Origin of the sequence: Microcoleus sp. AR_TQ3_B6 (assembly GCF_036702785.1) — a bacterium.
Lineage (GTDB): Bacteria > Cyanobacteriota > Cyanobacteriia > Cyanobacteriales > Microcoleaceae > Microcoleus.
Window position 1 is genome coordinate 1 of record NZ_JAUBVJ010000062.1, and the last position, 13555, is coordinate 13555.

General features: G+C 45.3%; 6 protein-coding genes and 1 pseudogene. 4 read left to right on the top strand and 3 right to left on the bottom strand.

Annotated features, from left to right (window positions below; all coding sequences use genetic code 11):
* Nucleotides 1-169 precede the first annotated feature (169 nt).
* Nucleotides 170-1915 carry an alpha/beta hydrolase gene (locus QUB56_RS25090; RefSeq protein WP_332958902.1) on the bottom strand — a complete coding sequence of 582 codons (1746 nt, stop codon included), beginning with the start codon at nucleotides 1913-1915 and terminating at the stop codon, nucleotides 170-172.
* Between the two features lie 467 nt (nucleotides 1916-2382).
* Between QUB56_RS25090 and QUB56_RS25095 the strand changes: the two genes are divergently transcribed.
* The 3 genes from QUB56_RS25095 (at nucleotide 2383) to QUB56_RS25105 (ending at nucleotide 6869) form a co-directional block, all read left to right on the top strand.
* Entirely contained in the window at nucleotides 2383-3360 is a 978-nt protein-coding gene (locus QUB56_RS25095; protein WP_332958922.1) for an Npun_R2479 family HD domain-containing metalloprotein, read from the top strand.
* 522 nt (nucleotides 3361-3882) lie between these two features.
* A complete protein-coding gene (ligA, locus tag QUB56_RS25100; RefSeq protein WP_332958903.1) occupies nucleotides 3883-5985 on the top strand; it encodes an NAD-dependent DNA ligase LigA in 2103 nt (700 codons plus the stop codon).
* Between the two features lie 470 nt (nucleotides 5986-6455).
* Nucleotides 6456-6869 (top strand): hypothetical protein, encoded by a 414-nt coding sequence (locus QUB56_RS25105; RefSeq protein ID WP_332958904.1) that lies wholly within the window; start codon nucleotides 6456-6458, stop codon nucleotides 6867-6869.
* Nucleotides 6870-7961: 1092 nt separating this feature from the next.
* On the opposite strand, the gene QUB56_RS25110 is transcribed toward QUB56_RS25105, so the two are convergent.
* Nucleotides 7962-8438, bottom strand: coding sequence for a hypothetical protein (locus tag QUB56_RS25110; protein ID WP_332958905.1), 477 nt, complete (start codon nucleotides 8436-8438; stop codon nucleotides 7962-7964).
* A 474-nt stretch (nucleotides 8439-8912) separates the two neighbouring features.
* On the opposite strand from QUB56_RS25110, the pseudogene QUB56_RS25115 reads away from it, so the two are divergent.
* Nucleotides 8913-9554, top strand: a pseudogene (locus tag QUB56_RS25115) (PP2C family protein-serine/threonine phosphatase).
* Nucleotides 9555-9670: 116 nt separating this feature from the next.
* On the opposite strand, the gene QUB56_RS25120 reads toward QUB56_RS25115, so the two are convergent.
* On the bottom strand, nucleotides 9671-13555 hold a 3885-nt coding region (locus tag QUB56_RS25120; protein ID WP_332958906.1), incomplete at its 5' end, for a CHAT domain-containing protein.

The window sequence follows — 13555 nt, forward strand, 5'->3', positions numbered from 1 at the left end:
CAATGTTCGGATGATGTTTATATTATTAACTGTCTTGTTAACGTTTGTAAAGGGGTTTAACGACAGTTAAACTGATAAAACTCATCAGGAAAGCTGATTAAAAGATAGACAGGGGCGATCGCCCCCGCGCGAAAAGATATGCCAGGACGCGAGGGGGCGCACCTCAAACCTAAGGAACGGGAGCGATGGCAGGCGGAGAAGGTGGAGAAACAGGAGCTATCAGAGGTGGAGAGGCCGGGCTGCGAGGAGGTGAACCACTGCTGAACTGCTGGAGTTGCTGCGGGGTGAGCGATCGCAAAATTCTCAGTCCGAGAGTGTCTCCGGAGATGCTTAAAGCGTAGGAGGGCTCCAAATACGGGCGGAAATTTGATTTGTTGTTCAAATAGGTTTCCATGAAAGCTAGGCTGAGTCCGCTGACGTAGCGGCGGGCTAAAGCTGGTTCGGGCCCGATCGCCTCTGCTGGTGGCAAAAAGAGGCTTTGAGGGGATTCCTCGATCGTTGAGAAGTGAGTCCCGTTGTTCATCACCACCAGATATTTGTTGGGCGATGTCAGCCAAGTGAACGGTTGAATTTGTTCGAGCAAAGCCGGGGCGACGGTATCGGCGCTGCCTGCGATTATCATGACAGGGATTTTGATTTGACTGAGGTTTGTGTCTCCCAGAATGCTACTGACGATCGGGTTGATGGCGATCGCCGCTTTGATGCGCGGGTCGCCGAAATTGTACTGGTTGCGCTCTAGGCCGCGGGCGCGGCACTGCAACAGCAGGGAGAGGTTCCAAGTTTCGTTTTCGAGCTGGCAGTCGTTCTCTATCTGTGCAAAATTAATTCCCGCCCCGGCTAATGCGAAAGCTGTATAGCCGCCGAAAGACTGGCCGATGACGCCGACTCGCTGCAAGTCGAGCTGCCCTTGGTAGGCCGGATCGGTTGTAGAAAGTTTGGTTAAATAATCGAGCAGGTCTTTGATGTCGAGGGGGCGGTTGATAAATTCTGCGGGTTCTACTAGTTCATTGGTTCTGCCTGTTACTAAGTTTTGGATTTGTTGGGCGTTGCTGCCGGGGTGTTCGGGGACGGCGACGGCAAAGCCGTAGGAGGCTAGGTGTTTGGCTAAATATTGGAAGGAAATGCGATCGGAACCTAAACCGTGGGAAATTACTACTACTGGGGCCGGTTGCGGGCTCCGCTGTGGCAAGTAAATGTCCATATTAAACGTGCGATCGCGATTCGGACTCGTCAGAGTTACCGATGATTTTTTCCAACTATAGGGGCCCGGTAGCTGGGGCTGCAGCCTTAGGGCGGGCGGTATGCTGGGTTCTAAGGCTGCTTGTGCTTCCGACAACTGGGCGATTCCGGCGATCGTCTGATTGGAACGGTTGATCAGCGATGTCAGCTCGTTGGCGATAGCCAAGCCGCGGGCGATGTCAATCCTGATGCCGTAAGTGGGGAATTTCCGCAGCACGTTGACGATTGTTAGGCCTTCTGGATCCGAGGCTGCTAAAATCAGGGCGGCTCGGATGGCATAAAATCCCGGCTGCCGAGCTTTGGTTTGAATTAGTCTACCCAAGCGTCTCAGCAGCACTTCTCCTTGAGGCGTGTAGAGGAATTGGGCGATAGTCACCTCGCTGATTTCAGCTTTCGCTTGCAGGGCGCTGCGAATCTCAGCTAGCTGATATTCTTTGGCGTACTGAGCGAAGCCGTCCAAGTTCGAGTCTATTTTGCCTTCTTTGGCGAACAGTGCCAGGGATTCGATCGGTACAGATACTTCTACCGGCCCGTAAGTTACGTAAATTCGCTCGGCTCCCAAAGCTGGTGCGGCGGTGCAAACAGCCGTTAATGCAAACAATCCTAAATATTTGGGGGCGATCGACCGCCGAGTGCGAAGGGCAGCAGTGGAGAGACTTGGAAACAGACAGTTCATAACTTTCACACCTAGGACTTCTAATAATTAGTCGGTGAAACGATGTAAATTTTTTGGCCAACATTTAATGCCCGTAAATCGCTCTGTTACTTCGGAAATTAGGTTATCTTGGGAAGCATAGCCTAAAAGTAATTTTCTGACTTGACAAGGCTAGCTGAAATTTAAAATTCAACCCCGAGGGGTTAGTCGATTTGAGATTTTAGACGGAGGCGTGAGACGTTCGGCGAGCGCGAGCGTGGAGTCGCGCGAGCGTCGAACGATTTGATACTTTAGATTTACTCAACAGATCAATCTGGGAGCTTGAACAAGAGTGTAAAATTTTGGGAGCTTCACGACTCCTGTCGGCGGCTTGTATACGTCTTTGGGCGATGGGTCAAACCTAATGGAATGCCGATTGATTACTTTTTCAGCTATGCAAGATATTTTCGATCGAGTTTATAACTAAAGCCTGAGTGAGAGGATTTATGATGTTCAATGCAACTGCTATCCTGATTGACGCTTTTGTTCAAGAGCTGCAGGCCGGCTACCGTCGCACCTACGGCAAATACAAGCCTGACTACCCTGAAATTATCGCCTGGGCAGGGACTATGGCTCTGGAAAATATCGCTAACTGCGATGCTCTCTACCACAATGTGGAACATACAATGCTGGTCGCTTTGGTGGGACAAGAGATTCTCCGCGGCAAGCATATTCGCGAAGGAGGAGTGTCGCCGGAAGATTGGCTGCACTACCTGATCTCACTGCTGTGCCACGATATCGGCTACGTCAAAGGTGTTTGTCGCCAAGACCAAGAAGCTGTGGGACTCTACGCTACGGGTATTGACGGGGGCATGGTTCCTGTGCCTATTGGCGCTACTTCTGCCAGTTTAACTCCTTTTCATGTCGATCGAGGAAAACTCGTAATTGACGAACGCTTCGGCGGCCACACATTAATTGATGCCGAACAAATCAAGCGCAATATTGAATTGACTCGCTTCCCCGTTCCTGCTAGCGAAACTCATCAAGACAGAAACAATTATTCTGGACTCGCTAGGGCCGCCGATTTGATCGGTCAGTTGAGCGACCCCAATTACCTGCGAAAAATAAGTGCTCTGTTCTACGAATTTGAGGAAGTCGGCACTAATAAAATCTTGGGCTACAAGTCTCCGGGAGATTTGCGGCAAAATTACGCCAAGTTTTATTGGAATGGAGTTTTTCCATACATTCCAGCAGCTTTGAACTACTTGGAATTGACCCAGGGAGGCAAACAGATTATTGCCAACCTCTACGCCAACGTATTTCAGGTAGAACACGCTGAACCGCTCGCTTTCAAGCATAACGCTCAAGACTTCATCAAATCTGGCGCCACTAGCAACTTGAACGGCGAAAAAGATGGTGAGAATCGTCCAGATTCCAGGCACGGAGAAAACAAGAAATTTACCGAGTTTACCGACTTAAATTTGTAATGATTTACGCGCCGGATTCGGCAGCTATAAAGGCGAGTCAGTCGATTTGAGATTTTAGACTTCGGCGTGAGACGTTCGGCGAGACGTTCGGCGAGCGCGAGCGTCGAAGGATTTTATATTTACTCCACATATGAATCTGGCAGCTTGAACTAGGGTCTAAAATTTTGGGCGGATGGCGACTCCTGTCGTTCACAAGTATCCGTTTTTGACCGGGGTTATATAGACTTTCTCAGATAGATGAGGTGCAAGTTTAGAGTTTAGATTTTAGATTTTAGATTTTAGATTTTAGATTGGGGAATGGTTAATTAATTGGTAAATACCTCATCTTTCCAAGAACCGCTATACTTAGGATAAGTTTTGATTTTCAAGTTGCTGGCTCTTGTTTTAGCTCAAATTGACATCGATCATCTCAACTCTAAAATCCCTCGGGCAGCAGAGAGGTTGCTCGCTCCTTTTTTTTGAGCTAAAATGGAGAGTTATAATCAAAAATCGAAAACCTTAAATCGAAAACCTTAAATCGATATGGCAGCAAAGATTCAGCAGCAAATTCAACAGTTGAGGCAGCAGCTACAGGAAGCTAGCTATGCTTATTATGTTCTCGATGCGCCGATTATGCCAGATGAGGTGTACGATCGACTTTATCGCCAGTTGCAAGAATTAGAATCAGATTATCCTGAATTAATTACTGCAGAAAGTCCGACTCAGCGCGTGGGAGAACAGCCGGCTACTCAATTTTTTAGCGTCAAGCACAATATTCCTCTCTACAGTTTGGAAAATGCTTTTAATTTTGAGGAATTTGCTAAATGGCAGGAACGCTGGCAAAGAGTAGCACCCCCCCTAAGCCCTAAAGAGGGAGGAGTAGATGGAAATGCACCTGGGCTTAGCAATGAGGAAAACAGCGAAATTACTCGCCCGCGAAACTTGGGGAGATTGGGGGGGGTTTCCTATGTTTGCGAGTTAAAAATTGACGGTTCTGCTTTAGCGTTAACCTATGAAAATGGGGTGTTAGTTCGCGGTGCGACGCGGGGAGACGGCATAACCGGAGAGGAAATTACTCAAAATGTAAAAACTATTCGCTCGATTCCTTTAAAGCTCAATTTAGATAATCCGCCACCTGTTGTGGAAGTGCGGGGAGAGGCTTTTTTGTCTTTAGCTGTGTTTGAGGAAATTAATCGGGAACGGGAAAAAGCCGGGGAACAATTGTTTGCTAATCCTCGCAATGCTGCGGCGGGTACGCTGCGGCAGTTGGATTCTAAAATTGTGGCTCAGCGACGGTTGGACTTCTTTGCTTATACTCTGCATTTAGATCGGGGTAACGAGGGTAACACGCAGTGGGAATCGTTGGAATTGTTGCAACGAATGGGGTTTAAGGTGAATCCCAATCGCAAAATTTGCTATTCTTTGGATGAGGTCCGCGAGTATTATGAATATTGGGATACTGAGCGGCGGAATTTGCCTTACATGACGGATGGGGTTGTTGTTAAGATTAATTCGGTTTTACTGCAAAAACAATTGGGTTTTACTAAGAGGTTTCCGCGTTGGGCGATCGCCCTGAAGTATCCCGCCGCTGAAGTCCCTACAATAGTACAAGCTGTCACCGTACAAGTAGGGAGAACCGGAGCTCTGACCCCTGTAGCGAAACTCAGACCGGTGCAGTTGGCGGGGACAAAGGTTTCCCGGGCTTCTCTCCATAATAGCTATCGACTTTCCTATCTGAACCTGCACATTGGCGATACTGTAATTGTCAGAAAAGCTGGGGAAATTATACCAGAAGTTGTGCGAGTTTTGCCGGAACTTCGCCCCGAAAATGCTCAACTTTTCCAAATGCCTAGTTGCTGTCCCGAATGCGAACAGCCTGTGGTTCGCGAAAAAGGGGACGCCGTTACTCGCTGCATCAATACATCTTGTCCAGCGATTTTGAGGGGTTCGCTGATTCATTTTTGCAGCCGGGATGCTCTGGATATTAACGGTGTTGGGGAAAAGTTAGTGCAGCAAATGGTTGATAGCAATCTGGTGCATTCTGCCGCGGATTTGTACGATTTGACTGCGGAAAGATTGATGAGTTTGGAACGCATGGGTAAGAAGTTAGCAGAAAAGTTGGTAAGTGCGATCGCCAATTCCAAAACTCAACCTTGGTCGCGGGTATTGTATGCTTTGGGAATTCGCCATGTTGGCAGCGTCAATGCTCAATTACTGACAGAAAGATTTACCAATGTGACAGATTTGGCCTCTGCATCAGCCGCAGCTATTGAAGGCGTTTACGGTATTGGGCCAGAAATTGCTCAATCTGTTTATCAGTGGTTTCAAGTGCCGGCAAATCAGAGTTTAATTGAACGGTTAATTGCTGCGGACTTGCAATTGGAGTCAGAAGTCAAAAGTCAAAATTCAGCAGAGATAAGTTTACCTCTAGCGGGCAAAACATTTGTAATTACCGGAACTCTGCCAAGTCTGAAACGAGATGAGGCCAAAGATTTGATTCAAAGAGCGGGAGGAAAAGTGACAAATTCTGTTAGTGCTAAAACTGACTATGTAGTTGTCGGAGAAGATGCGGGTTCTAAGTTGGAAAAGGCTCAATCTTTGGGAATAGCTCGAGTTTCGGAATCTGAGTTGTTGTCCATGCTATAGCCGAAGAAACAGGGAAGCAGCCATTAGTCATCAGCCATTAGTCATCAGTCATTAGTTCTTTGATTGCCAATGCTTTTCGATCCCATGCTTTTCGCTTTTATTTCAAGACCCAATAACCAATAACCAATAACCAATAACCAGGAACAAATACAATATATGAAATCAAGAATTATACTGCATCAAAGGGAATAAAAAGGGCGAGCGCCTGCGAGTATCCCTCCAAGGAATCGATATTTGCAGTCATTGGGTGATCCCGATCCCAGTTTCTGAATATACATACTCTTCTCTACCGGTTATTCTCAAAAACAAGCAGGATGCCTGTTCCACAAGAAAGAGTAAAATGTTCTTGTGGGTCGTTGATCCTAGTCTACCCGTGAGTAGAGGCTACTTTTGCTAAAATTTTGTATAATTAGAATGCTTGCTCGCAACTGCCAGATTAGCCAAGTCCCAGCAATCAGAGGAGATATATTATGTCTGAAATTCCAGCAGAACAAACACAAACAAACTTGCCAACTCCAGAAACAACTACCAAAAACTCAATTTCTGGGGTGGAAAACGTGAAAAACAGTTTGGGAAACGTCCTAAATAGTTGGAAATTGAAAGTAGGATTAGCAGTTGCTGTACTGTTAGCAGTGTCGCTCTTTGCTTTCTACTGGCAGCATATAATTGCAGTCGCAGGTATGAAGAGTTGGTCGGCGCGATCGGGAGCTAAGCCGATCGAATGTATGGTAAGAGATACTAATAACGATGAGTATGTCAGCTGCAGCGCCCTCCTCGATCAGCAGATTGTCCCTCTTGAGTGCAGTTCGAGTTTGTTCAATATCGGCTGTCGAGTCAATTACGGAACTGCGGCACCAAATCCGAGACAAATCAACCCTAGATAAACCATCTGCGGGTTAAAGATGATTGTTGAAGGAACAGATTTACTACTTAAAATATAGGAGTTACAAAAAAGATCTCACGGTGAAAATACTCCAGCAATAAAGAGCGGAAAACTCTTGTTTTTCTTGTTGTAAATTAGCAGGTAAGTTGGCTTACCTGCTATTGTTTTTTAAGTACCTGCTTGCTTCGGACATATGGCATGATGCGATGCTTAGATCGACATAATTTACGCTGTTAGAGGTAGGAAGATAATGGGGGTCAAAATACCAATCGGACTATTATCGAAAAACATCGCAGCTTGCACACATATAGCATAATGTACTTTCAGGTGGGCCCTGACTACGATCGCCCCTTCAGTTTTGAACTTCCTCTTTCTTTACACAGCCCTGTTTATGTATGTCAGACTCCTTAGGACCTGCGTAATATAGGTAACGAACACGGGGTATCGACCTGAGGGCGATGGTCATGGGATTCCTGATTAGAGTGGTCTGCCCCTCAGGTATTTATAAAATTCATAGACAAAAAAGTTGAAAAAAATGGTAATTCATAAGGGTTTTGAGCAAGTTGAAACCAGAGACCCATCATATCAACTCCGGTAGCATCGGAATTAATATTACTCACAGTCAGGACACGGCGAGTGTCTTAGTCCCTACCCCCATTAATTGTAGGGACTAAGGCACTCGCCGTATCCTCTATATCATTCCGATGCTACCGGAAACAATATCACCCAATCCCTTACTACTATGCGAAAGGCAAGTCAAGCGAGTCAAAAGAGAACAAAATTTACAAGATATAAAGATAAGTAGCTAGACAAAATTAATTACATAGTTTTTTCCAAATTTTTTCAGATTTTTTGCACAAATCTAACAAAAAATTCCCAAGTATTGTAAGCAGATATCTCCATAAATTCATACTTAATAAACTGCAATTTAAATTAAATTAAATTAAATTCATTAGAGTAATAAGGCAACTCAAAAAGAGTAATATTAGGTTGTTCCAACTCTTCAACTTTGTCAACAATAGCCTCATTGGTATGAAGAGAAGCTTGAGCTGTGAGAATCACCTTTGGTTTATATAATGCGGGAGAAAAAGTATCAATATAGGCAATAGCTACAGAGGGAATTAATACTTTGAGTTGAAATATAATTTTCAAGATAGTTATTTCGATTCATGATTCCTAGTACATTTATTCGCTGACTGCGACCTCTAGGAATTGTTAAATATTTTCCGATATTCTGCCAGCCATAGGAGACACAAGGAATCCAACAAAATCCCGCTTCATCCAAGTAATATAAATCAAGTTTACCCTGAGCATACAATTGCTTTAATTGTTCTAATTGCGCCTTTTTATCTTGATATTCCTGGGCTGGAGGCTTGACGGCAACTCCTTTACGCATACAATGCCAACTCATTTTAAGCATTTTTAGTATTCTTTGAATTGTTTTTATACTCGGACTTATCCCCCAAGATTCTTGAAGTTTTTGGCTAAGATTTTTTAATTCCCTTGGTTCTTGTGCAAGCTCACTCTTTGATTTGGGCTTTCTGCGAATACTTAAATAGGGTTTCTTCACCTCTTTATGGTTTATTATAAAGTCCTATTATTACCTCTATTTTTTACCTATTGAACCAGTCATAGAGTATCTTATAACTTATTCTAAAAATATTCATTAACTCTCCTTTTTTCCCTCAAGAAGCTAATATGAGGCAATATGCTCTTTGACGTACATGATGATGTCGTCTTTGGCGATGAATTCGCTGTAGCAATTTAGACGAAAGAGGATGTATTTCCCTGAGCAATATCATATGAAACTGTAATTAATATCAGGTTCGCTCGATTGACCATAATATCCCGGTCGGGCGGGTTTTTGAGATGGTCAATTATTGGCAGATATTGTTGGTTAACCCGCGCCTACCTGAGGTCGGGTAATCGACCGGACATGATATAACTGATAATTTTGCCTGGAATATCATTATATTATGTATTTATGTAATTAATTGTGTCTAACTACTTAGAGGCAATTGAAGGCTTAGAAATAGCTGGTTTTATGGAACCAGCCGATGAATTAGGAGGCGATTACTATGATATATTCCAACAGGATGAGCGAGTTAAGATTACCATGGGCGATGTCACGGGACACGGTTTAGAAAGTGACCTGTTGATGATTATGGCACAAACAGCCGTGAGGACGCTTCAGAAAATAAACAAAACCGATCTAGTAAAGTTTTTGGATATCCTCAACCAAACTTCTTATGACAATCTCTAGCCCATGGACTGCTAGAAAAATATGACTTTAGCTATCTTAGACTATGCCGGAGGCGTCCTAAAATTAAGCGGACAACATGAGGAAATGATTGTGGTGCGCGTTGATGGAAAATTGGAGTGCATAGATACGATGGATTTAGGATTGCCGATTGGCTTGATAGAAGAGATTGGTGACTTTATTGCTCAAGCAGAAGTACAGTTAAATCCTGGGGATGTGGAGGTGCTTTATACTGAGGGAATTTCTGAAGCTTTCGATATTAATAAAGCGCAGTACGGATTAAAGAGGTTGTGGCAAGTGGTTGTTGAAAATCCTCACTGCTGTGCCCAAGAAATTCGGGAAGCTGTGATTGATGATGTGCGGCAGTATATTGGCACTCAGAAGGTTTTTGATGATATTACTTTGGTTGTGATGAAACAGAAATAGAACTTCTCTCTCGCGAGTTCGGCAGTTGAAACCGCTACTACACAACTAAAGCCAGACTGCGCGGACTAAAGAATAAACGGGATATTTCAACGGGATTTGGTAGAAAATATGGCAGCTTACCAAGGACTGCCGATCAGGGTGAAACTGCTCCAGTAGTAAGGATGAGAAAAATCTTGGTTTTGTTGTTGTATGTTAGTCGGTAAATTCAAGTGGCCCGCTGTTGTCACTAACTGACCTTTTTCCCTCCGAACTTTACGAGCGATCATTGTCTGTTGAGCAAGTTGCAGAGTTTCTGCCTTAGTTGTGGCTCCTCGCAACTGGTGGTAAAATTCGCTCATTAGCGCCAAAGTGCCTCCATCGTCAACATACCACAAACTCCCTAAAGCTGATTTGGCGCCGGATTTTACTGCTAAACCTCCAAAACCTAACTCTGCTTCCCGATCGCCCAAGGCTGTTCTGCAAGCACTTAATACTAACAAGTCTACCTGGGGATTGCGCCAATTTAAATTCTCCATGCGATCGAGCTGCAATTTGGAATTCCACAGTTGAATGTAGGAATTGCTCGCTTTTCCCGGTTTGAATTCAGCGTGAGTTGCTAGGTGAACGATCCGAAATCTTCCCTTAGCGTATTCGGAGTTGAGATTATCTATAGTGAAAGTGGAATTGAGGAAAGATGGGCCGTGCCACTGAGCCGAAATCGCCTGCAATTCGATCGGCACACTGGGCAAGGGCTGTTGGTCAACAAATTCTGACCTTCCCATTGCTAGCACGGTGGCGTCTCTAACAGCTTGATAATCGGTATTAGTCGAACTAAAACTTGGAATTAGGCTGAAACTGTATTTTTCAATCAAGAAGCCTTTACCGTCGTGCAAAGCGGCAAAGGGCAGGCTCCGCAATCCGGGATCGACTGACAGTAATAAAGTTTGAATTCCTAAGTTTTGTAAGTCTTTTTCTAGGGGTGCGATCGCCCATTTATATAGTTGCTGGGCGGCGGCTAGATAGCTGGTACTAGCGCGTTTCGCGGGAGTGGTGATTTCAGTGCGGAACTCCTGGACGGTGGGGAAAAGAGCAGCTCTGTTGGCTTCGGGGACGCTGTAGTGAATCGGGTCCCCCACGGGAGGAACTAAAATTAGTTCTAATTGTTCGTCTCGCGAGACTATGTAGATAATACCAGACCGCTTGCCGGTTTGCTGTTCGATATTTTGTAAAGTTTGTTGGGATGTCGAAATCAAAATTTTTTCCTCTGGGAGGTTGGCTTCTACCCCCAGGTATTCTCGAAATTCTTGATTCCTCATTTTTTCGATTCCCCAGACTGTTTTCTGTATGTCGTTACCTTCAAAAAGTCGATCGGGAGACGGAACATATCCCAGAACTAAATTAGAAGTAGGGGTGGCTGGTGGCGGTTGTGGTGGTGCTGGAGAGAGTGGTACTAAGTCGCTGGGTAATTTACTGGTGATACTGCGATCGAGGGTTAAAAGTCGATCGCCTACGCTACGGGGGTTGTCTAGCGATGAATTTTTGCCACGGCCTTGCAAGTCTCCTGCATCTCGGGTTGAGGGTTGCGGTGCGGGCTCTTGTATTTCCGTAGAATCGATCGGAGGTTGAGTTACAACCCCAGTTGGATTTTCACCCCCCCCGGGAGTGTCCGTTACAACCCCAGTTGGATTTTCACCCCCCCCGGGAGTGTCCGTTACAACCCCAGTTGGATTTTCACCCCCCCCGGGAGTGTCCGTTACAACCCCAGTTGGATTTTCACTTGGAGTGTCCGTTGGATTTTCACTTGGAGTGTCCGTTGGAGTGATACTCACAGTGGGAGTTGGAGTTACAACTGGAGGGAAAATGACACTCGGAGTGTCCGTTGGAGTGTCCGTTGGAGTGTCCGTTGGAGTGTCCGTTGGAGTGTCCGTTGGAGTTGGAGTTGGCGTTGGCGTCGGCGTCGGGTCAGGAGCGTCATCAGTAGAAAATACAATATTACCAACACCAATAGAACGCGGAAACGACTGCGATGTAATGCTAGATTGTCCCGTTGTAATTGCACCCGCCGTACCGTTGCTAGCAGCATTTCCCACTACAAACGGTTGAATCGGCGTGCCTCCATCCCCCCCTGCGTGCACGATTGTAATTTTGCCACCACCGGCGCCGCCTGCCGTAGAAATGCTAGCCAATCCCGTCGGCGAAAGTGGGGTTGAAAAAGTACCCGTAGCCCGGAAAAAATTGCCTGTTATTGCTGTCACCTCGCCACCGGTGCCGCCTGTACCGCCTTGGGCATTGATAAACTCTACTTGAATATCGCCGATCGGATCTAAGAACACATTGCCGGCATTTCCCACTGTAGCACTCGAATTAATTTGTCGGGCCGTAATTGAAGTTATCGCCTTAACAGTTATGTTACCCCCCGTGTTTCCCGATGTATTCAAATTGCCTGCGGTGAAATTGTTACCGCTTGTAAATATAATTTCTCCGCTATTAGCAGTAATATTTTTAACTGTTATATCGCCTTTGGCCGTAATATCGACTTTGCCTGCGGTGACATCTCCCAATAAGTTTACTTTTTCCGTGTTTAGTGCTGTCAGTTGTTGCGCGTTAATTGTCGAGTTTCCTGTCACATTGCCAGCCGTTGCGATCGCAATATTTCCTAACTGTCTGGTGGCGCCTACGGGTGCGCTGAAAATGATGCTGCCACCACCTGCATCCAGATTTAGGCTGCGGGCCGCATCTATACTGTCGATGGCACCTCCAAAGACAATATTTCCCCCTGCCGTACTCAATCTCGCATCTTTCGTCAACCCCAGAATACCGTTAATATTGATATTGCCTTGATTAGTAGTAACATTGCCCCCCAACAATGTGTTCGCCGCCGCAATATTAAAACCTGAATTGCTCGCAATATTACCGTTAGAGAATTGGGCCTGCGTTGCGGTTACATTCACAACTGAAACTGGTGCTGTTCCTCCGATATTTCCTTGCACCAGCACATTGCCTGTTGCTGCATCTAAGTTTAACAAATGATTGCCGTCTATCGCACCAATTATCTTAATATCTCCGCCACCTGTACTGAGATTAATATCGTTTCCTAGTTGGACATTGCCGTTGATAGCGAGCGGATTTTTATTGGTATTGATGCCCGCATTCAAATTTATTGTTGCTGCGAAAAGAGCTATGCTGCTGTTGTCATTTCCGGTTAGAGTTCCCTCTACGGATAGCGTACCTGTTCCCGTTTGGATATTTACTGGATCTACCAATGTCAGATTAGAGGCTATACTAACATTTGCACTGCTATCGGAGCGCCCGATATCTATCGAGCTAAATCCATTTTGAATCAAATTAATTTCCGCTGCCGTCAAATCTAAAGCGCTAGTATTGTTATCTGTTCCGCCAATTACAATATTTTGTCCTGCTGTTACCGGTTGTAGCGTTAACGCGCCCGTACCCGAAACCTGTCCGGAAAAATCAATTTCACCTGCTGTTAAACTCAGCGGGTTACTACCTGCTGCTAAACTCGAACCGAAAGCAATTGTTGCCTCTCCCAGTGTAAATTTTACAGGAGCTTTTAAGGTCACTGGGTCGCTAAAACTAATGCGATCATTAGTTGTGGTGATATTTCCGCTAACCGCAACTGTTCCGCCGCCATTTTGAATAAATGCACCGTCTAAGTTGAGGTTGTTTTCAATATTTAGATTGACCTTATTGGTGATTGTGAGGGTGCCGTCATTGGTGGTTGTTACAGTTCCTTTGAGATTAACATTGTCAGCAACTATACCGAGATTCCCAGGTACGTCTACAGTATTATTGAAAGTAATCTCGCTGCCCGAGAGTATGGAATTATTGGCAATTGTCACTGCATCTCCATAATTTTGAGGGCCAGTGGTAGCGACATTGCCGCCTAAAAATATCTTGCTGTTGGCAGTTAAACTTGTCAGACGAGTTGTTTCGCCTATCGCCTTATTGAATCTAACATTACCAGTACCCTCTTTCACAGTTAAAGCGCTGCTGCCGTCTAC

Excerpts from the sequence above, each read along its gene's own strand:
- QUB56_RS25090 (WP_332958902.1), bottom strand. The coding sequence starts at position 1,915 with ATGAACTGTCTGTTTCCAAGTCTCTCCACTGCTGCCCTTCGCACTCGG.
- QUB56_RS25095 (WP_332958922.1), top strand. The coding sequence starts at position 2,383 with ATGTTCAATGCAACTGCTATCCTGATTGACGCTTTTGTTCAAGAGCTG.
- ligA (WP_332958903.1), top strand. The coding sequence starts at position 3,883 with ATGGCAGCAAAGATTCAGCAGCAAATTCAACAGTTGAGGCAGCAGCTA.
- QUB56_RS25105 (WP_332958904.1), top strand. The coding sequence starts at position 6,456 with ATGTCTGAAATTCCAGCAGAACAAACACAAACAAACTTGCCAACTCCA.